Below are 19799 nucleotides of genomic sequence, written 5' to 3'. Positions count from 1 at the left end.
GATTGTGACTAACGAAATCGCCGGTTTCCAATACCGCTTGACGCATGCGCTACCTGGTGTATTTCCGGGCGCCCATCCCGGACAAATGCTGGGCGCCGGCCAGTTATTCAAGCGCCATGAACCGCTGATAGCCAACCCAGACCCGCGCCGCATCGATCTGCGCGCCAGCCTGCTGGACCCGTTCGGCGGCTACCGGGTACGGGTTTACCAACAACCCAGCCAGTTGACGGTTTACGTCATTGCCGATTTGTCGGCTTCCATGGGCAACAAGCTGACGTTAGTCGGCGATTTCGTGGCGGCCGCGGCGCAATCCACTTACGAATACGGCGACCGTTTCGGCTTTATCGGTTGTGGCCCGTCAGCGACGCCGGATTGGCTGGTACCTGCCTGCAATCTGCCGCACACCTTACGCAAATTAGCGGAACAGTTACGTCGCTATCGGGTTGGCGGCGACGCCCGGAGCTTGCGCAGCGTCGCGCCTTTGCTGCCCAAGCGGCGCAGCCTGATTTTTTTGCTGTCGGACTTTCATTTTTCGTTGACCGAACTAAACGCTTTGATACCACCGCTAGCCGGGCACGCACTGGTACCCGTAGTGTGTTGGGATCCAAGCGAATACGCCACCCTGCCGAACTGGGGCTTGGCTCGTCTGAAAGACGCGGAAACCGGCCGCGACCGCAGCGTGTTTTTGCGTCCCGAATTGAAACAACGCATCGAACAGGCTTACCAACGGCGCCGCGTGGCGCTGGGCCGACGCTTGCGAGACTTCGGCCGCGAACCCTTGTTCCTGGAAGGCCGTTACCGGTCCGCCCCCATTAATCGCTATTTCCTGCAACACGCGTTATGACACTGTGCAACGCCATGACCAACCGGACCGGACTACTACAATCTCGTACCGGCGCGGCCTTGCTAGGGGCCGCTTTGCTGGCCGGCTGCTCGTCGTCCCTGCCACCGGCAATCGATGAATTCGCTTTTCAAACGCCACGTCCATACGGATATCTGATAGGCGACGTCATTCACCACCGCATCGAATTTCAAACCCGCAAAGACACCACGCTGAACCCGGCCAGCGTGCCTGCGCCCGGCGATTTGAACCGTTGGCTGCATCTCAGCCGGGCCACTATCGCGCACCAAGAGGACACGGGCCATACCGTGATCGATTTGACTTATCAAGTGTTCTACGCCGCCAACGAAGTAAAAATGCTGAATATTCCGGGATTTCAATTGCAATTCAATCAAGCCGGTAAAACGCTGGAACACAGCGTGCCGGCTTGGCCGTTCAGCTTGGCGCCGTTACAGGAACTGGCGGTACGTAAAGACGCCGACGGCCTGCCTTATCGCCGCCCGAATGCCGCAGCCGAACCATTGTCCGCGGCCGGCCCGCTAAAGCTGCTCTCCGCCAGCCTAACCGGCGCATTCGCACTCGCCGCCTATCTGGCTTACCGATATGGGATATTTCCGGTCTGGCCTAAACGGCGAATCTTCAAACGCTTGCAACGTGAATTGGCCAAGGTGCCTATCGCCGATCCGCAACGCGGCCTGGCGTTGCTGCACCGCGCCTTTAACAGCTTGTACGGCAAGCCGCTATTCGCCCACGGTTTGGAGGGGTTTTACCAGGCACAACCGGCGTACCGCCGTGCGGCGCCATCCATCGTTTGGTTCTTCGAATTGTCCGACCGGGTATTGTTCGGCGGCCAAAGCCAAGTCAGCGCGGAGGACTGGCGCAAATTGCAGGAACTCGGCCGCCTATGCCGACAAATCGAATGCGGGCGACTATGAACGCGCCGGCATTCGACACCCCATGGATTTTAGCCGGACTGCTGCTCAGTCTGATACCCCTGCTACGCAGCGGCATGCAAGCGAACGTCTACCCGTGGCTGGATATATTGCCGCCCGATCCCTGGTCGCAAGCCTTGACGCTACTGATACGGCTATTGGGAGCTGCGGCGCTGGCGGCATTGATCCTGGGGCTGGCAGGCATGCACCTCGAACAGCAACGGGTGGAACGCATAGGCCACGGTGCGCATATCGTGTTGTTGCTGGACCGCAGCAACAGCATGGACAACAGCTTCGCCGGCGGCGCTCCGAGCGGCGGCGAGGAATCCAAAGCCGCCGCCGCGCGTCGCCTGTTGAGCGAATTCGTAGCGCGGCGCGAGCAAGACTTGATCGGACTGGCCGAATACAGCACCTCTCCCTTATTCGTCATGCCGTTGACCGAAAACCGCGCGGCGATACGCGCGGCGATAGCCGCCAGTTCCGGCCCGGCCCTGGCTTATACCAACATCGGCAAGGGCTTGGCCTTGGCGCTCGGCTATTTTCGCCAGCAACCGGTCAGCGGCGCCCGCATCGTGTTGTTGGTATCGGACGGAGCGGCGGTGATTGCGCCGGAGACCGAAGCCGCTTTGCGCGTGCAATTCCAGCAGCAGCAAGTAGGTTTGTATTGGTTGTTTTTGCGCACCGCCAACAGTCCCGGCCTGTTCTCGGAACCGGAAGACCCGCGCGACGACAACGCCCAAGCCATGCCGGAGCGTTACCTGCACCGCTTTTTCAGCAGTCTGAACATTCCCTATCAAGCTTACGAAGCGGAAGATCCCGGCGCCATGCAACGCGCCATCGCCGACATCGACCGGCTGGAACGCTTACCGCTGCATTATCGGGACACCGTCCCCAGACGCGATTTGACCGGCCGGTGTTACGCCTGGGCGGCAGGGTTGATCGGCTTGTTGTTAGGCATCAAATTACTGGAGGTAAGAACGGCATGAGAAGCATACGGCATACCTTGCTGTGGGCGGCTTTAGCGGCTTGCTTGTTTCTGGCGGCCGTCCAAGCCGCAAACCTTTACCGCATCCGAACCGTCAATCAAGCCATTGCCGATTGGACGGCCGCCGGTACCGGGCAAAGCGCCGAAACGCCGGACACCGAACCGGACCGCTACGCCGCCGTCGAACTGCAACTGGCTTATGCGAATTATTTGTACGGCAAGCGCCGTTACGACCAAACCTTGGCGGTGTTGAGCCGCATCGTCGACCTCGGCGCGGAGGTAGGAAACGGCAACCGTCTGCAAGCGCGCATCCGTTATAACTTGGGCAATCTCTACCTTTCGCAGGCACTGGCCGAAATCGAGACCGGCCGCCTCAATCAAGCCGTACCGCTATTAACGTTGGCCAAGCAGGCATACCGGCAAGCATTGACAGCGGACGACGGCTTCTGGGACGCGAAATTCAACTTGGAAACGGCGATGCGGCTATTGCCGGAATTAGATCGAATCAGTCCCGCAACGGACGACGATGCTGCCCGCCCTTCCGAATTGTGGACCAGTCTGCCGGGCTTTCCGCGCGGCTTGCCCTGAAAATCCAAGCTCTATCTTTGCCCACTGTTTCGCACTATCAGGCCCGCCATCCGCATGCTCAAGCTGCTATTCGATTATCGTTTCACTACGCTGCTGTTGGCGCTGCTGGCAATGGCGACGCTGTTCGCCTTTCCGACCCGGCAACAAGAAGGGCCGATTTACCGCCTGACCTTCGTGATCGACATTACCCGCAGCATGAATGCGGAGGATTACACGCTGGCCGGCCAGCCGGTCAGCCGTCTGGCCTTCGTCAAACACCGTTTGAGCGAATTGATACTCCGCTTGCCGTGCGGTTCGGAAATCGGTTTGGGCGTGTTTACCGAGCGGCGTTCCACCCTGTTGTTTGAACCGGTCGAAGTCTGCTCGGCTTATTCGGAACTCGAGCAAAGCATCAAGGCCTTGGATTGGCGCATGGCTTGGGCGGCCGACAGCCGTATCGCCGGCGGCTTGTCGAGCGCACTGCAATTGATGCAGGGGAAAAACGCCAAACTGGTATTCGTCAGCGACGGGCAGGAGGCTCCGCCTGTCAACTCGCGCTATCGCAGCGATTTTTCCCCACTTAAAGGCAAAGTCACCGGCTTGATTCTAGGTAGCGGCGGGTTACAGGCCGTACCCATCCCTAAATTCGACGAAACCGGCCGGCGCATAGGCCATTACGGTCCGGACGAGGTACCGCACCGTTCCAGTTTCGGTATCTCCGACCTCAACCCGGAACAAATAGAAGGTTACGACGCTAGAAACGCACCGTTCGGCAAACACGCCGCCAGCGGTAGCGAACATCTCAGCGCGCTGCAAGAAGCGTATTTACAGCAATTGGCCGGCGAAACCGGGCTAAGCTATCGGCGTCTATCGTCCGACAGCGATTTGTTGCAACTCGTCGAGTCCGCCGACTTAGCGATTGACACGTCTCAGGCTCGCGACATCCGTCCATGGTACGCGCTGACCGCGCTCATCATGTTGTTAATAGCTGTGGCTTGAAAGCGAGCTGGCTAGTTTATTCTCTAAGCATAGAGGCTTATCCAAACCGGTAAGTATAAGTAAAAAACACGCTTTATCCCCAAAAAATCAACAACATTACTAACGTTGATTATATTCTGCAAGCAAGTTATCCTTTAATCGAGAGCCGAGCGTTTTCTTAAGCTGCAACACCTGTATGTTCTCCAGCAACAGATAAAGATTTGGTATTTAGCGCTGCATCCGGCTATGCCAACTTACAGGTTGAAATTAGCCTGATAGAATTCGGCGTTTATTTCGTACGCCTAACCGGCGTACGGCTTTTATCAGTATGACTTAAGCTTGGTCCGGGCCGATGAAGCATTCGCCTATCGCAGAAAGAAATCCGGTGTTGTTGGTCGTCGACGACGAACCCTTCAACCAATTTGCCATATCCGAATTTTTGGAAGGCAGCGGTTGTCTGTTGGAATCCGCACAAAGTGCGGAAGAAGCATGGGATACACTCGTCGATAATCCCGACAAATTCGACGCGGTTTTGCTGGACAGATTTATGCAGGGCATGGACGGCCTGGATTTACTCCGCCGCATCAAGCGCCACGACCGTTTGAAGCTATTACCGGTGATTCTGCAAACCTCCGCCTCGTCTGCCGAGCAAATAGCCGAAGGCCTGTACGAAGGGGCGTTTTACTATCTTGCCAAACCGTTCAAGCCGGAAGTAATCCGCGCAGTCGTTGCCACCGCGGTACGCGACCGCTCCGAGCGTCTGCATATGCGCGAATCGGAACAAAACTGGCATACCTTAACCCATCTGACTCAAGCGCAATTCAGTTTTCGCACCCCTCAAGAAGCCCGCTACATCGCCGATTGGCTGTCGCGCTTGTGCCCCTCCCGGCAACTGGCTCACTTAGGTTTGGTAGAACTGATGCTGAATGCGGTAGAACACGGCAATCTGGGACTTACTTACGACGAAAAGACGCATTTTCTCGCCCACTCGGCCTTGCCGGACGAAATCGAGCGCCGGCTTGATTTGCCGGAATATAAAGAAAAAGTAGCCAGCATCCATTTCAGCCGCGCCGATCGCTGTTTGCGCTTTACCATTCAAGACCAAGGTCAGGGCTTCGATTGGCAGCCGTTTCTAGAAATGAGCATGGAACGCATCATGGACAACCACGGCCGCGGCATCGCCATGGCCCGCAGTCTGGCGTTCAGCCGTTTGGACTATTTAGGCTGCGGCAACTGTGTAGCGGCGGAAATCAGCCTGGCCTCCGCCGAACCCTACCCCCCGGCATGACGGCAGCCGACCACAGCCGGGCGGATATTGACATTGAAACCGCCGCCGCAGCCGATATAGCGGAGTTATGCCGCTTGCTGGGACTCTTGTTCGCACAGGAAACGGAATTCGCCGCCGATGTTTCCCGCCAACAGCGGGGTTTGCAAACGATATTACAGCATCCGGAACTGGGGACCTTATTGGTGGCAAAACAACAAGGCCGTATCGTCGGCATGGTCAATTTATTGTTTACCGTGTCCACCGCCTTAGGGGCACGGGTTGCACTATTGGAAGACGTTGTGGTGTTACCGGAATTGCGCGGCTGCGGCGTAGGTTCGCGCCTGATCGAGGCGGCAATCGCCACGGCCCGGACAACGGGTTGCAAGCGCATCACCTTGTTAACCGACGCCGACAACCAAACGGCACAAGATTTTTATCGTAAACACGGTTTTGCCCCATCCAAGATGTTAGCGATGCGCTTGTTGCTCGACGACTAACTTCCCGCTCATTTATTGACGATTCTGCCGATACTTCTCGGATTATTGCGCTTGATATCCAGCAAATAGGCCGGAAACTCCAGTTGATAGCGCTGTTCCAAGCGCATAGCCCTATCCGCCAAGGTTTTATAAGTCGGTTTGGGGAAATCCCGGCCGAAAGCAAACGCTATGATATTGCCGCGGTTGCGCACCGGCAGAAACACCTGGCGCCAGTCGAACACCCGGCCCAAATTCCAACTGACTTGCTTGAACAAGTCCTGTTGAGTCCCCCAAAGATTGATAGCCAACATGCCGTGGCTTTTCAATAGCGTTCGACAATTGTCGAAGAATAGTTCGCTGCTGACTTCCGGTGCCATGCCGTCGTGGTCGTAGGCATCGATCATCACCAAATCGTATAACGAATCGTACTCGCGGCTTTGCTGCGATACATGTTGGGCGCCGCAACCGATTTTGATTTTCAAGCGCGGATCGAACGGCAAACCGAAATGGCTACGCGCCACCTTTAACACGCTACTACGAAACTCGACGACGAACAGGCGGCAATCGGCAAACTGACGCAACATGAATTTGGCGATGGTACCGCCGCCCAAACCTATCATTAGAACGTCGCGCGGCTGCTCCTGGAACAGCAGCAGCGCCATCATCGCTCTGGCATACAACGAGTGCAACCGATCCGGCGCGCTGATCAGCATACTGCTTTGCCGGGCCGAAGAACCGAAATGCAGCGCGCGTTCGCCGCTTTTTTCGACCACTTCGATCACGCCTTCTTCATCGAAGCTTTGGTGCACCACCAAGCCGTCGTATTTGTACATAGGGAAATTCCGTTTAGCGACTGCGCATCAGCCGGCGGTTGCAGCGTACGCCGGCCAATCGGTATACCCCGCCGACCAGCCTCCGTACCAAACCGCTTTATCGGCTTCGGCCAGCGGCCAATCAGCCTTAAGCCGCTCCACCAAATCCGGATTGGCGATAAATGGTCTGCCGAAGCAAATCAAATCGGCACGTTGCTCGCGTCGGGCTGCCAAGGCCAGTTCACGGGTGTATAAATTATTGGCCATATACGGCCCTTGAAACAAGGCTCTGATCTGCGCCAGATTGATACCGGCCGGCACCTCTCTGGACAGCCGGGTAGAACCTTCCACGCAATGCAGATAGGCCAGACCGTAAGCGTTGAGCTGGCCGACCAAATAACCGTAGGTGGCCATCACGTTGCTATCCAGTGGCGTATTGCCGGCCGCCGGGGTGACGGGCGACAAACGGATGCCGACTCGGCTGCTGCCCCAAACGGCAGCGACCGCATCCACCACTTCCAACACCAACCGGATACGATTTTCAATACTGCCGCCATAGCGGTCGGTGCGCAAGTTGGTGGAATCGCGAATAAATTGCTCCAGCAAATAGCAATTGGCACTATGAATTTCCACGCCGTCGAAGCCGGCTTGCCTAGCGCATAAGGCCGCGTGTTGATACTGTTCGACTATGCCGGCGATTTCGGCGGTTTCCAACGCACGCGGCGTGGAAACCCGCTGCATGCCCTGTTCGGTAAACGTTTCGCCGTCGGCGGCTATCGCTGAAGGCGCCACCGGCAGGGCGCCGCCGGGCTGTAAGGACGCATGCGAAAAACGTCCCACGTGCCACAATTGACAGACGATGGTTCCGCCTGCGGCGTGCACCGCTTGGGTAACCAGCTTCCAGCCCTCGATTTGCGCCGCGGTATAAATGCCGGGGGTGTAAGCGTAACCTCTAGCTTGCGGCGAAATATTGGTCGCCTCACTGATAATTAGGCCGGCGCCGGCCCTTTGCGCGTAATACTCGGCTTGTAACGGACCGGGGATACCGTCGTGGCTGATGCGGCAGCGGGTCAGCGGTGCCATGACGATGCGGTTATTAAGTTGCCAAGCGCCTATCGCGACGGGCTGGAATAAATCGGTATCGGCAAAATCGGTCATCGGCTTAATCCTTTCGAGCGAAACGGAGCGATCAATCGAGCAAATCGACTTTGACTAGCGTGCGCCACTGCTGCTTGCCGCTGCGGTCATTGAATCCGTCCGGACCCGTGGCAGTAGTTTGCCGATCGGCGCCGGTGCCGGCTAATTCGATCCACTGACCCAGTTTAGTTCGAATCGACGTTTGTATGTCGTTTAAATCGACGCTACCGTTCGCCGACAGGCGCGCCGACCAAGGCGCCAGATCCAAACGCACGTCGCCGTCCGCCAGCAGGTAAGGCACTATGGTAAAACCCGCACCGGCCGACTGCGCCGTGGTTCCGCTCTCTACCCCGTAAACGCCGGCATATGCGGATACCTTGTTGCCTGAACGCCATTGCTCGCTTTGAATACGCGCCGCCCGACCTTCCGCCACTTGCAAGCGTTGCTCGTTGCGCTGGCCACCCAAGTCGCGGGTATCGGCGTTCATGCCACGCATGCCGCGAGCTGGGCTACCGGCAGCCGCATTCAACTCATCCGCGCTGCTTACACTATTGTGCAGCACGGTAATGCGCAAATTACGCAACGGAATATCCAGCTTTTTGACGATGCGGCGAATTTGCTGCAGCCGCTGCGGACCGGCGTTGATCAGCAATTGCTTGCCGCCGGCGGCATTGACCGCTTCCCCCGGTTCGAGCAGCGGGGCTAATCCGGCTTGAATTTCGCCGGCGGGCCGATGCTGCAGTTGGACGACTTCCATCCGATTGGCATCCGCACTCGACCAAAAACACATCAGCGACGCGGCCAGCAGTAAACCCCGCAGCCGGCCAACCCGGTTGCCGACCATCCGGGATTTAGGAAAACAAGCCGCGCGCGTCATGGCAGTAACCATAGGCTAGATGCCTTGATAGAGCGCCAAGTAGTGGTTGGCGCTGTTTTCCCACGAAAAATCCTGGGTCATCGCGTTGCGTTGCAGCTTGTGCCACAAGGATTTATTGGTATGCAGCAATAAACTGCGTTTGATGGTTTCCATCAACGCGCCGGGCGTCGCCTCGGCAAACGCAAACCCCGTGGCGGTATTATCCGCCAGGGTGGTAGGCAAGGTATCTACGACCGTGTCCGCCAAACCGCCGGTTTTGCGCACGATGGGCAAGGTGCCGTAACGCTGGCTGTACATCTGGTTCAAGCCGCACGGCTCGAAGCGCGACGGCATTAAAAACACGTCGGCGCCGGCTTCGATTTGGTGAGCCAAGGTTTCGTCGTAACCGATGTTCACCGAGACCTTATTCGGATACAAACGGGCAAAATCCTGCAAGCGCACCTGTATGCTTTTGTCGCCGCTGCCCAACAACACGAACTGCAACGGCAAGCTGGTCATTTCTTTCAAACAACTCAGCACCAAATCGATGCCTTTTTGTTCGACCAAGCGGCCTATCAAGCCGAATAGCGGCAAGTCGGACCAAACCGGTAAGCCCAAGCGTTCCTGCAAAGCGGTTTTATTCTTGAGTTTGCCGGTCAAGTTCTTTACGCTGTAAGTTTGCGCGATTTGCGTGTCGGTTTCCGGATTCCAGACCGCCGTGTCTATGCCGTTAATGATGCCGGACAACTGATGCTGGCGATGGGCCAGCAATCCTTCCAGCCCGTACCCGAATTCCGGCGTCTGGATTTCCTGGGCATAAGTCGGACTCACCGTGGTAATCCTGTCGGAATAGCTCAAGCCGCCTTTGATGAACGACAGCATGCCGTGGTATTCCAAACCGTCCGGATGCCACAGCTGACCCGGCAAATTCAGCGCGGCAAAGGCGCTGCCCGGAAACACGCCCTGATAAGCCATATTGTGGATGGTAAATACCGTTGCCGGCCGGTAGTGTTCCAAAGACAGCAAAGCCGGCACCAGACCGGTTTGCCAGTCGTTGCAGTGCACCACGTCGGGCTTCCAGTTCAGGTAAGCCCTATCCATCGCGACTTCCGCGACGATGCGGCAAAACAACGCGAAGCGATCGCCGATGTCAGGCCACGGATTGCCGTTTTCGTCGGTGTAAGGGTTGCCGGGCGCACCGAAAAACGGCGGATAATCCACCAACCAGACGATCACGTCGCTATCCGGCAAACGGGTTTCCAGCAAATTGACGTCGCAATTATTGACTCGTACCGTGCACAGGTAGCGGCCCGGCTCGCAATTTTTTATCGCCTGGTAATGCGGCATGATAACCCGCACGTCCTGGCCCAGGCCGGTTAAGGCCAGCGGCAAACTACCGGCCACGTCCGCCAAGCCGCCGGTTTTGATCAAAGGATGGGTTTCGCTGCTCGCGAATAGAATTTTTTTCATGTCCTTATGCTTGATGTTGTAAAACGATGGCGGCCAAGGGCGGTAAGGTGACGTTGATCGAATGGTCCAAATTCATCCAGGGCTGCGGTTCGGAATGGACGCTGCCGTTACCGACGTTGCTGCCGTCGTAATATTCCGAATCCGAATTGAAAATCTCCCGATACACGCCCGGCCGCGGCACGCCTATTCGATAGTGATAGCGTGGTACGGGGGTAAAATTCAAGATGACGATCATTTCCTCATCGGCGGATTTACGCCGGAAGCTGATGATGGATTGTTGATAATCGTGGCAATCCACCCATTCAAAACCGTGGTGATCGAAATCGAAATGATGCAACGCCGTATGTTCGCGGTACAGGGTATTCAGATCTTTGACCAGCGCCTGCAAACCGCGGTGGTGGGCGTAATCCAGCACGTACCAATCGAGCACCCGCGAGGCGCTCCACTCGGTACCTTGACCGAATTCGCACCCCATGAACAGCAATTTTTTGCCGGGATAGGCATACATAAACGTGTACAACAAGCGCAAATTGGCAAAGCGCTGCCATTCGTCCCCCGGCATTTTGTTCAGCATCGATTGCTTGCCGTGCACCACCTCGTCGTGCGAAAACGGCAAGATGAAGTTTTCACTAAAGGCGTAGAGCAAACCGAAGGTCAGCTGATCGTGGTGGTAAGAACGGTGGACGGGCTCCTGTTTCATATATTCCAGGATGTCGTGCATCCAGCCCATGTTCCATTTCATGGAGAAGCCCAAGCCGCCGGTCCAGGTCGGCCGGGTCACTTGCGGCCAGGAGGTGGACTCCTCGGCCATGATCACGGTGCCGGGATGTTGCTCATGGGTAACCGCGTTCATGTGGCGCAGAAAATCGATCGCCTCCAGATTTTCGTTGCCGCCGTACATATTCGGTATCCAGTCGCCGGCTTCCCGAGAATAATCCAGGTACAACATGGATGCCACCGCGTCCACCCGCAATCCGTCTATGTGGTACTCCTCCAACCAGAAAAACGCGCTGGACAGCAAAAAGTTTTTCACCTCGTTGCGGCTGTAGTTGTATATCAGCGTGCCCCAATCGCGATGCTCGCCTTTACGCGGATCTTCGTGTTCGTACAGCGGAGTGCCGTCGAAACGGGCCAAGGCGAAACTGTCTTTCGGAAAGTGCGCCGGCACCCAATCCAGCAATACGCCGATGCCGTTTTGGTGGCAATAATCGACAAAGTAACGGAAATCGTCCGGCGTGCCGAACCGGCTGGTCGGGGCGAAATAGCCGGTGGTTTGATACCCCCAGGAAATGTCCAACGGATGCTCGGTAATCGGCAACAGCTCGATATGGGTGAAGCCCATGTACACCACGTATTCGACCAATTTTTCCGCCAGCTCGCGGTAATTCATGAAGTTGCCGCGCGAATCGCGTTGCCAGGAACCCAAGTGCACTTCGTAAACCGACATCGGCTTGTGCAGCCAGTCGTGTTTAGGCCGCTGCTCCATCCAGTCGTCGTCCTGCCATTGATACGCGTTTTCCGCCACCACGAGTGCGGCGGTTTGCGGCCGAAATTCGAATTGCTGACCGTAAGGATCGGTTTTAACCAAAATTTGCCCGCTATGGTTGTTGCGGATTTCGAATTTATACAAGCAACCGACGTCCAGGCCGGGCACGAACAATTCCCAAATCCCGCATCCGCCCAGATTGCGCATCGGATGACAACGGCCGTCCCAGCGATTGAAATCGCCGATTACACTGACCCGCTCGGCATTCGGCGCCCATACCCCGAAATACACCCCCGCCACGCCGTCCACCGTCATCAGGTGCGCACCTAGCTTTTGGTAGATGTGCCAGTGTTTGCCTTGTCCGAACAAATGCCGGTCGAATTCCGACAATACCGGCAAAAAGCTGTAAGGGTCGACGTGCGACCGTTCGAAACCGTCTTTGTCGCTCCAGCATAAACTATAGTGATCCGGAATCTGATCGCTCGCACTCGGATAGTATTCGAACACATCCGTACCGCTGATGCGGCGCATGGCGGGGCCTTTGAACGAGCCTATACACACGGTTTCGGCGTATGGTAAATAAGCTCTGATGATGGATTTATCGCCGACGCTGTGTCTGCCGAGAATGGAAAAGGGATCGTGGTGCCTCGCTTCGATAAGTCTAATGATGTTGGCATCAAGCGTGGGTTTAGTGCTTGCCTTGTTCATTCTGCAGGGCCTCGGGTGTGATTTTTTAATTGTTAAGAAACAGGAAGCGGTAATGTCTGGAGGAATTGCGACATTTGCATCGATGGATTTTTTACTTTTGTGCGAAGAGTAACGATAATGGCGCGGCGCGGCAAGTAGAAGTAGAAAACCCGGCCTCCGAAGCTGCGCGGCTTTAGGACATTCGGAGCAGCCGTTCATAATTGGAGAAGGATACTATGTCTGTCGTCATCAACAATGCCTCTACGAGACGCATCAACGAACTGACCCGCAACACCATAGCGTTAATTTTGGCGGGTGGCCGCGGTTCCCGCCTAAAAGATATGACCGATTGGCGGGCTAAACCGGCCGTTCCGTTTGGCGGCAAATTCCGGATTATCGATTTTCCGTTGTCCAATTGCATCAATTCCGACATCCGCAAAATCGGCATATTGACCCAATATAAAGCGGACTCTTTAATCCGCCACATTCAGTTGGGTTGGGGGTTTTTACGCGGCGAATTCGACGAATACGTGGACTTGATGCCGGCCCAACAGCGCCACGACGAACACTCTTGGTACCAGGGCACCGCCGATGCGGTCTATCAAAACATAGACATCCTCCGCGCCCGCAATCCGGAATTCGTCCTGGTGCTGGCCGGCGATCACATTTATAAAATGGATTATTCGGCGATGTTGGCCGACCACGTCGCCAACCAAGCCGATTTGACCATAGGTTGTATCGAAGTCCCGCTGGAAGACGCCAAAGCTTTCGGGGTAATGGACGTCGACGACAACCGCCGGGTACGGGCTTTCGTGGAAAAGCCGGAAAATCCGCCCATCATGCCCGGCCGCGAGGACACCGCGCTGGCCTCCATGGGTATCTACGTATTCAACGCCGCCTTTCTATTCGAGCAATTGATCAAAGACGCGGACACCAAAAGCTCCAGCCGCGATTTCGGCAAAGACATCATTCCGTCGGTGATCCACAAATACCGGGTCAACGCCTACCCCTTCCTGGATCTGCAAAGCGGCCAGCAGGCCTACTGGCGCGACGTGGGCACCATAGACGCTTATTGGGCGGCCAACATGGAGCTGATCGGGGTAAAACCGGATTTGAACCTTTACGACAATACCTGGCCGATTTGGACTTACCAAGCCCAAACCCCGCCGGCCAAATTCGTATTCGACGACGACGACCGCCGCGGCCAAGCCATCGACTCCATGGTATCCGGCGGCTGCGTCATCTCCGGCTCGACCGTGCGCCATTCCTTGTTGTTCTCCTCCGTCAGGGTCAATTCTTACTGTACGGTCGAAGATTCGGTGGTACTGCCGGAGGTCAACATCGGCCGCCATTGCCGGATCAAGAAGGCCATTATCGAGAAGGCATGCCAAATACCGGAAGGCACCGTCATCGGGGAAGACAGGGCCGAAGACGAAAAACGCTTTTACGTCAGCGAGGGCGGAGTCGTCTTGGTAACCAGCGAAATGCTGGGCCAAAGACGGCACTATGTCAGATAAGCCCATCAAGCTGGTGCTGTGCTGGCACATGCACCAGCCCGAATACCGGGACTGCCACAGCGGCGAATTCAAACTGCCTTGGACGTATTTGCACGTCATTAAAGACTATGCCGACATGGCTTTTCACCTGGAAGCCGTACCCGGAGCCAAAGCGGTCGTCAATTTCGCGCCCATCTTATTGGAACAAATCGAAGACTATTCCAATCAGGTCAACGCCTATTTGTACGACGGGATCAAAATCAACGACCCCTTGCTGGCGGCCTTGGTGGAGCCCAGCGTTTCGGCCGATGCGGAGCGCCGGCTGGGCTTGCTGCACGATTGCTTAAAAGCCAATCGCGACCGGCAAATCAACCGCTATCCGGCCTTTCGCAAACTCACCGAAATATCGGAATGGATCCAAAGCCACCAGGACGCGGTCAACTACCTCAACGCCCAATTTTTCTCCGACTTGTTGGTTTGGTACCACTTGGTCTGGATGGGTGAAAGCGTAAAACTGACCGATGCTCGCGTGCAGCGTTTGCTTGCGAAAGGCGGCGGATTCTCGATGCACGATCGCATCGAAGTATTGGAAATCATCCGCGACTTGCTTTCCGGCATCCTATACCGCTACAAAGCGCTGGCCCGTAAAGGCCGCATCGAGCTATCGGTAAGCCCCTACGCCCACCCCATCATGCCCTTGCTGCTGGACTTGAACAGTGCGCACGAAGCGATGGCGCCTATTGCCATGCCCAAACTGCACCATTACCCCGGAGGAGACGAGCGGGTGAAATGGCACTTGCGCAAAGGCATTGAAACCTTCCGGCATTTTTTCGGTATCGAACCGACGGGCTGCTGGCCCTCGGAAGGCGGCCTCAGCCAAGCAACCTTGAAATTGTTGGACGAATGCGGATTTAAATGGACCGCCAGCGGCGGCAACGTACTCCGCAACAGCCTGAATGCCACGGGCAACCTTTCGCCCGGCATCCATCATCCGTTCCGGCTTGCCGATACCAATGTCGCCTGTTTTTTCCGCGACGACGGCTTGTCCGATTTAATCGGCTTCGAATATTCGAAATGGCACGCCGACGACGCGGTAACCGACTTGATTCAGCATCTGGAAAACATTGCCGACTATGCCGAACGGGAAGCGGTAGTCTCCATCGTAATGGACGGCGAGAATGCCTGGGAATATTTTCCGGAAAACGGGTATCATTTTCTTAGCGCGCTGTATCGGCGTCTTAGCGAACACCCGCGCATCATGCTTACCACGTTTTCGGAATGCTTGAATCAGAACGTTTGCGTTTTACCCTTATCCCGATTGATCGCCGGCAGCTGGGTCTACGGTACGTTTTCCACCTGGATAGGCGATGCGGATAAAAATTGCGGCTGGGACATGCTGGGCGACGTCAAACACGCGTTCGACCAAGCCGTTGCCGAAAACCGTTTGGATCAGCATCGTTTAATGCTGGCGGAAAAACAACTGGCCGTCTGCGAAGGCTCCGATTGGTTTTGGTGGTTCGGCGACTATAACCCGGGCGAAGCCGTCAGCGATTTCGAACGCCAATACCGCTTGAATTTAACCAACTTGTACCGCCTGCTCGGCGAAGAGCCGCCACCCTACCTTGCGCTGTCCTTCACCCGAGGTTCCGGCGAACCCGCGCTGGGCGGAGCCATGCGGCGCAGTAATCAATATTGACTTTATAGGATTCTATGAGTGCTCTCTTACAACAACGCCGTGCCGGAGTTTTATTGCATATCAGCTCGTTACCCGGGCCGAATGAAAACGGTGAATTAGGGCAAGAGGCATTTAACTTTGTCAATTTCCTGCACGACGTCGGCGCCAGCGTTTGGCAAACATTGCCGTTAGGCATGCCGCACGGCGACGGCTCGCCCTATCAATGTTTGTCGGCCCATGCCGGCAACCCGGCCTTGATCAATCTGGACTGGCTGGATCGCAAAGGCTGGATGCCGCCGGCGGAAAAATCCGCCGACTGCCACAGCGGGCAACTCTATTGGAAAAGCTGCGTAATCGGCAAAGCTTTTCAGCAATTCGGCAAAGCGGCCGGCAAAACCGACAAGTTAGACTTCGAGCAATTTTGCCGGGATAAGGCGTATTGGCTGGACGATTTTGCGTTGTTCATCGCCTTACGCAACGTATTCGGTCACAAATGCTGGTTCGAATGGCCGGATGCCCTGAAAAACCGGCATCCGCAAGCCTTGAAGGAGTCACGCAAATTGTTGAGCGCGGTAATCGAGGGCATCAAGTTCGAACAATATCTGTTTTTCAAGCAGTGGCACGAATTGAAAGACTATGCCCGGGACAAAGGCATTTTACTGTTCGGCGACATTCCCATTTTCGTGTCTTACGACAGCGCCGACGTTTGGGCGAACCGAGAGGTTTTCAAGTTAAACAAATCCGGGGAAATGGAAACGGTAGCCGGGGTACCGCCGGATTATTTTTCCGAGCTAGGACAGCGCTGGGGCAACCCGCACTACAACTGGGATTATTTGCGCCAAACCGGCTACCGCTGGTGGTTGCAACGCATCGAAAGCCAAAACGAATTATTCGACATCTTGCGCATAGACCATTTCCGCGGCTTGGAGGCGGCCTGGGAAATACCGGCCGGCGAAGAAACCGCCATTAACGGACATTGGGTTAAAGCGCCCGGCGACGAGTTGCTGACAGCCATCGCCCGGGAGTTTCCAGCCTTGGCCTTGGTGGCGGAAGACTTAGGCATCATTACCGAAGAGGTGGAAGCGCTAAGAGATCAGTTCGGGTTACCGGGGATGAAAATTTTGCAGTTCGCATTCGACGGCAACCCGCACAATCCCTATTTACCCATGAATTTTAGCCATAACTGCGTGGCCTACACCGGCACCCACGACAACGACACCACACTTGGCTGGTTCGAAAACCTAAACGACGGGGACAAGCAGCGTATTTACGACTATTTGGGCTGGTCCAGCCTGCCCATGCCGTGGGCCTTGATGCATGCGGTACTGGCATCCGTGGCTAATTTGGCGGTCATCCCCTTGCAGGACATATTGCTGCTGGGCTCCTCAGACAGAATGAACACCCCCGGCACTACCGAAGGCAACTGGCATTGGCGATTCAACTGGCAGCAATTAACGGAAGAAAAAGCCGGCCGATTCGCGCATTTTTTATCCATGTTCGGCCGCAGAGCCTAACAAGCCCGCAGCCGGGGCGACAAACCAAGGATGGTTTTGGTAGCGAAGATGAAGCCGTCGCGATAGCGACCCGAACCGACAACCTCTAAAAGGCAGTCTTTCAATTTCGAAAGCATGGGGAGTTCCTCAGTGAGCAGCCAAGGCGACTTGTTTATCCTCATCCTCTTGTAAATCCCGATAGTTGATGGATATTTTCAGACCGGCAAACCGACCGGACATCTTGACCAGCTCGTCGCTCTTGTTATCAAAAGCCAGCCTCACTTCGCTTAGCGTTCTGTCCTCGTAGCCTTCTTCCACATCGCGCGCGTCCAACCGAAATTTGTAGGCATAGATTTGCCGTTCGTCTTGTTGCTCTATTTCCAAGGGTTGACCCAATTGCGCCAACACGGCCGATTTTTTCGGCAAATCCGCCGCCACTTTATCGATCAGCTCGGCCTTGGCTTTCAACTGTTTTTTACCTTCGTTGATTTCCGCACCGCCCAAGGAGCGGAAGGAAGCCTCTAAAAACTCCGGCGGTGCAATTTGTAAAAACAACTTGGAAAACGACCACTCGACCACCTTATCTTCGCGGTTAAACACCAATTCGCAGTAAAAACTGATTTCCGGCTTAACCAGTCTGTCGTTCTGATCGATTTTTCTAAACAAATAGCGCCAACGCTTACCCTCGACGGTTTTCTGTTCGCTGCTTGCCTGTAGTTTCGCCAGTGCGACAAAATCGTCGCTGTATAATTTGGGATCCTTGAAATGCACGGTAAAGTCGTCTGCCGAAGTCACCGCGAAATAACGGTCGAACTCCTCCATTTGCAAATAGGTTTGATAGGCGTGCAGCCATTCCAGACAACCCGTCAACGTCAACGACAAAACGGTTGCCAGACCGATTCTAAGCAATAGTCTTTTGTTCATCCGCTCCTCAGTGCCGGGTAGGCGATTCATTATCGTTCCCCGAATTAGCCAACAAATTTTCGATGTCGATGTTATCGAAGCGATACTGGGAACCGCAAAATTGGCAATCGACTTCGATGTTGCCGTGATCGTGCAAAATAGCCTCCAATTCCGGCCGCCCTAGCGCGTACAAGGTGCTGCCGATTTTCACGCGGGAACATCCGCAGCGAAACATAACCGGTTCCGGCGCATAAATCCGCACTTGCTCTTGGTGAAACAAGCGATGCAACAACGGCTCGCAATCCAGGTTGAACATTTCCTCGGCAGTCACGGTGTCCGCCAGAATCTCGATACGTTGCCAATCTTCGTCAGTCGACTTTTCGTCCGGCAACTCCTGCAGTAACAAACCCACCGCAGAGTGTTGGTCCGCGAACAGCCACAATCGCGTGCGCAACTGCTCCGACTGGGTGAAATAGCTGCGCAACACCGCCGCTAACGATTCCTCCTGCACCCCGACTATTCCCTGATAAGGCTCGCCCTGCTCCGACTCTATCGTCAACACCAGGCGCGCATTCTCCCCCATCATTCCGGCCAAGCTTGTACCCTGCACCGTCTCGGCGCTACGGACCAAACCGCGCACGGTTCTGTCGTGAGTCGCTTGCGCTACGATCGCTCTTACCTCGCCTGAGCCTTGCACTTGCAAAATCATCGTGCCCTTGTATTTGATGGTCGCGGACAGCAGGGTTACGGCGGCCAGCGCCTGGCCGAGTTGCGACTCGACCAGCGGGCCGGCCAGACACTGATGCTGTTTGGCTTGCTGCCAACTTTGCTGCAAGCGCACCCATTCGCCGCGCACGCCCAGATTTTCGAATAAAAAACGCAGTAAGCAGTCTTGTTGTTTCATGTTGTTATGGCATATTTTCGTCGATTTGCTGATTATAATCCCGATCTTCCCTTAGCTTCGAATACGGTGATCGCTATGCGCTCAATTCTCGCCAAGACCACGCTGCCGACGGCTGCACAAGCACTGCCGGGCAGAGTTGCTCCGATACCCACCGCCGAACGCCACTTCGTCACCGGGAATCCCCTCAAAGAACCGTTCCCTGACGGTCTGGCCGTAGCCCAATTCGGCCTGGGCTGTTTTTGGGGCGCGGAACGCCGCTTCTGGCAACAAGAGGGCGTTTTCTCAACGGCCGTGGGCTATGCAGGAGGATACACTCCCAATCCCACTTATCAGGAATTGTGCAGCGGCCTTACCGGACACAACGAGGTCGTCAAAGTCGTGTTCGCTCCCGACAAAATCAGCTACGACCGATTGCTGCAGGTGTTTTGGGAAGCACACGACCCTACCCAAGGCATGCGCCAAGGCAACGACATCGGCACCCAATATCGCTCCAGCATAGACGTGTCTGACGAAAACCAATTCCAACTAGCCTCGCACAGCCTCGCCGCGTACCAGAGTAAGCTCACCGAAGCCGGGTTCGGCAAAATCACCACCGAAATCCGCCGCACAGTACCGTTTTACTACGCGGAAGAAGAGCACCAGCAATACCTGGCAAAAAATCCGTTGGGATACTGCGGCTTGGGCGGTTTGGGGGTATGTTACGACTAAGGCATTTAAAGATCCCGCAAATTTGCCGCATTTTGGCGTCGGCAAACGCAGGCAGAAGATTGCAAGTAAACGACCGCTTCTTAAACAATGGCCGATAGATAGCGACTACCCTAGCCTACAGTCCGC

At 55.7% G+C, this 19799-nt stretch carries 18 protein-coding genes; 11 read left to right on the top strand and 7 right to left on the bottom strand.

Annotated elements, in window-relative coordinates; genetic code table 11:
- Positions 1-4 precede the first annotated feature (4 nt).
- From F1E05_RS07315 to F1E05_RS07285, 7 genes are all read left to right on the top strand, one after another.
- Positions 5-844 (top strand): DUF58 domain-containing protein, encoded by an 840-nt coding sequence (locus F1E05_RS07315; protein WP_232056809.1) that lies wholly within the window; start codon positions 5-7, stop codon positions 842-844.
- The gene (locus tag F1E05_RS07310; protein WP_150047671.1) at positions 841-1776 is read left to right on the top strand and encodes a nonribosomal peptide synthetase MxaA; all 936 of its coding nucleotides are present in this window, start codon (positions 841-843) and stop codon (positions 1774-1776) included. The genes F1E05_RS07315 and F1E05_RS07310 overlap by 4 nt, the downstream gene beginning before the upstream one ends.
- Positions 1746-2759: a vWA domain-containing protein gene (locus F1E05_RS07305; RefSeq protein WP_408631329.1), complete on the top strand. Its 1014-nt coding sequence runs from the start codon at positions 1746-1748 to the stop codon at positions 2757-2759. Before F1E05_RS07310 ends, F1E05_RS07305 begins: the two co-directional genes overlap by 31 nt.
- Entirely contained in the window at positions 2756-3346 is a 591-nt protein-coding gene (locus F1E05_RS07300; protein ID WP_150047669.1) for an MxaK protein, read from the top strand. Before F1E05_RS07305 ends, F1E05_RS07300 begins: the two co-directional genes overlap by 4 nt.
- Before the next feature lie 54 nt (positions 3347-3400).
- Entirely contained in the window at positions 3401-4324 is a 924-nt protein-coding gene (locus tag F1E05_RS07295) for a vWA domain-containing protein (protein WP_150047668.1), read from the top strand.
- A gap of 331 nt (positions 4325-4655) precedes the next feature.
- Entirely contained in the window at positions 4656-5591 is a 936-nt protein-coding gene (locus F1E05_RS07290; RefSeq protein ID WP_150047667.1) for a response regulator, read from the top strand.
- Positions 5588-6067, top strand: coding sequence for a GNAT family N-acetyltransferase (locus F1E05_RS07285; RefSeq protein WP_232056808.1), 480 nt, complete (start codon positions 5588-5590; stop codon positions 6065-6067). The genes F1E05_RS07290 and F1E05_RS07285 overlap by 4 nt, the downstream gene beginning before the upstream one ends.
- Positions 6068-6075: 8 nt before the next feature.
- Here F1E05_RS07285 and F1E05_RS07280 read toward each other — a convergent pair whose 3' ends face one another.
- Genes F1E05_RS07280 through glgB form a run of 5 tightly spaced genes read right to left on the bottom strand, consistent with a single transcriptional unit; the run spans position 6076 to position 12515 of the window.
- Positions 6076-6879 (bottom strand): spermine/spermidine synthase domain-containing protein, encoded by an 804-nt coding sequence (locus F1E05_RS07280; protein ID WP_150047666.1) that lies wholly within the window; start codon positions 6877-6879, stop codon positions 6076-6078.
- Positions 6880-6906: 27 nt separating this feature from the next.
- Positions 6907-8016: an alkene reductase gene (locus F1E05_RS07275; protein ID WP_150047665.1), complete on the bottom strand. Its 1110-nt coding sequence runs from the start codon at positions 8014-8016 to the stop codon at positions 6907-6909.
- Between the two features lie 31 nt (positions 8017-8047).
- Positions 8048-8872, bottom strand: coding sequence for a type II and III secretion system protein (locus tag F1E05_RS07270; RefSeq protein WP_150047664.1), 825 nt, complete (start codon positions 8870-8872; stop codon positions 8048-8050).
- A gap of 15 nt (positions 8873-8887) precedes the next feature.
- Entirely contained in the window at positions 8888-10321 is a 1434-nt protein-coding gene (glgA, locus tag F1E05_RS07265) for a glycogen synthase GlgA (protein ID WP_150047663.1), read from the bottom strand.
- A gap of 4 nt (positions 10322-10325) precedes the next feature.
- Positions 10326-12515 (bottom strand): 1,4-alpha-glucan branching protein GlgB, encoded by a 2190-nt coding sequence (gene glgB, locus F1E05_RS07260; protein WP_150047662.1) that lies wholly within the window; start codon positions 12513-12515, stop codon positions 10326-10328.
- Positions 12516-12730: 215 nt separating this feature from the next.
- Between glgB and glgC the strand changes: the two genes are divergently transcribed.
- From glgC to malQ, 3 genes are read left to right on the top strand one after another with little or no spacing between them, the layout of a single operon-like run.
- Positions 12731-14011, top strand: a complete 1281-nt coding sequence (glgC, locus tag F1E05_RS07255; protein WP_150047661.1) for a glucose-1-phosphate adenylyltransferase — start codon at positions 12731-12733, stop codon at positions 14009-14011.
- Entirely contained in the window at positions 14001-15686 is a 1686-nt protein-coding gene (locus F1E05_RS07250) for a glycoside hydrolase family 57 protein (RefSeq protein ID WP_150047660.1), read from the top strand. The genes glgC and F1E05_RS07250 overlap by 11 nt, the downstream gene beginning before the upstream one ends.
- A 14-nt stretch (positions 15687-15700) precedes the next feature.
- Positions 15701-17179, top strand: coding sequence for a 4-alpha-glucanotransferase (malQ, locus tag F1E05_RS07245; protein WP_150047659.1), 1479 nt, complete (start codon positions 15701-15703; stop codon positions 17177-17179).
- Positions 17180-17305: 126 nt separating this feature from the next.
- Here the strand turns inward: malQ and F1E05_RS07240 are convergent, their stop codons facing one another.
- Positions 17306-18082 (bottom strand): hypothetical protein, encoded by a 777-nt coding sequence (locus F1E05_RS07240; protein WP_150051842.1) that lies wholly within the window; start codon positions 18080-18082, stop codon positions 17306-17308.
- A 7-nt stretch (positions 18083-18089) separates the two neighbouring features.
- Entirely contained in the window at positions 18090-18965 is an 876-nt protein-coding gene (gene hslO / locus F1E05_RS07235) for an Hsp33 family molecular chaperone HslO (RefSeq protein WP_150047658.1), read from the bottom strand.
- Between the two features lie 75 nt (positions 18966-19040).
- Between hslO and msrA the strand changes: the two genes are divergently transcribed.
- Positions 19041-19673, top strand: coding sequence for a peptide-methionine (S)-S-oxide reductase MsrA (gene msrA / locus F1E05_RS07230; protein ID WP_150047657.1), 633 nt, complete (start codon positions 19041-19043; stop codon positions 19671-19673).
- Positions 19674-19799 lie beyond the last annotated feature (126 nt).

The sequence above is a fragment of the Methylomonas rhizoryzae genome, from assembly GCF_008632455.1.
GTDB lineage: Bacteria > Pseudomonadota > Gammaproteobacteria > Methylococcales > Methylomonadaceae > Methylomonas > Methylomonas rhizoryzae.
The sequence above is the reverse complement of the archived record's forward strand: the minus strand, read 5'-3'. Positions and strand labels throughout refer to the sequence as shown.

Excerpts from the sequence above, each read along its gene's own strand:
- F1E05_RS07310 (WP_150047671.1), top strand. The coding sequence starts at position 841 with ATGACACTGTGCAACGCCATGACCAACCGGACCGGACTACTACAATCT.
- F1E05_RS07305 (WP_408631329.1), top strand. The coding sequence starts at position 1,746 with ATGCCGACAAATCGAATGCGGGCGACTATGAACGCGCCGGCATTCGAC.
- F1E05_RS07300 (WP_150047669.1), top strand. The coding sequence starts at position 2,756 with ATGAGAAGCATACGGCATACCTTGCTGTGGGCGGCTTTAGCGGCTTGC.
- F1E05_RS07295 (WP_150047668.1), top strand. The coding sequence starts at position 3,401 with ATGCTCAAGCTGCTATTCGATTATCGTTTCACTACGCTGCTGTTGGCG.
- F1E05_RS07290 (WP_150047667.1), top strand. The coding sequence starts at position 4,656 with ATGAAGCATTCGCCTATCGCAGAAAGAAATCCGGTGTTGTTGGTCGTC.
- F1E05_RS07285 (WP_232056808.1), top strand. The coding sequence starts at position 5,588 with ATGACGGCAGCCGACCACAGCCGGGCGGATATTGACATTGAAACCGCC.
- F1E05_RS07280 (WP_150047666.1), bottom strand. The coding sequence starts at position 6,879 with ATGTACAAATACGACGGCTTGGTGGTGCACCAAAGCTTCGATGAAGAA.
- F1E05_RS07275 (WP_150047665.1), bottom strand. The coding sequence starts at position 8,016 with ATGACCGATTTTGCCGATACCGATTTATTCCAGCCCGTCGCGATAGGC.
- F1E05_RS07270 (WP_150047664.1), bottom strand. The coding sequence starts at position 8,872 with ATGACGCGCGCGGCTTGTTTTCCTAAATCCCGGATGGTCGGCAACCGG.
- glgA (WP_150047663.1), bottom strand. The coding sequence starts at position 10,321 with ATGAAAAAAATTCTATTCGCGAGCAGCGAAACCCATCCTTTGATCAAA.
- glgB (WP_150047662.1), bottom strand. The coding sequence starts at position 12,515 with ATGAACAAGGCAAGCACTAAACCCACGCTTGATGCCAACATCATTAGA.
- glgC (WP_150047661.1), top strand. The coding sequence starts at position 12,731 with ATGTCTGTCGTCATCAACAATGCCTCTACGAGACGCATCAACGAACTG.
- F1E05_RS07250 (WP_150047660.1), top strand. The coding sequence starts at position 14,001 with ATGTCAGATAAGCCCATCAAGCTGGTGCTGTGCTGGCACATGCACCAG.
- malQ (WP_150047659.1), top strand. The coding sequence starts at position 15,701 with ATGAGTGCTCTCTTACAACAACGCCGTGCCGGAGTTTTATTGCATATC.
- F1E05_RS07240 (WP_150051842.1), bottom strand. The coding sequence starts at position 18,082 with ATGAACAAAAGACTATTGCTTAGAATCGGTCTGGCAACCGTTTTGTCG.
- hslO (WP_150047658.1), bottom strand. The coding sequence starts at position 18,965 with ATGAAACAACAAGACTGCTTACTGCGTTTTTTATTCGAAAATCTGGGC.
- msrA (WP_150047657.1), top strand. The coding sequence starts at position 19,041 with ATGCGCTCAATTCTCGCCAAGACCACGCTGCCGACGGCTGCACAAGCA.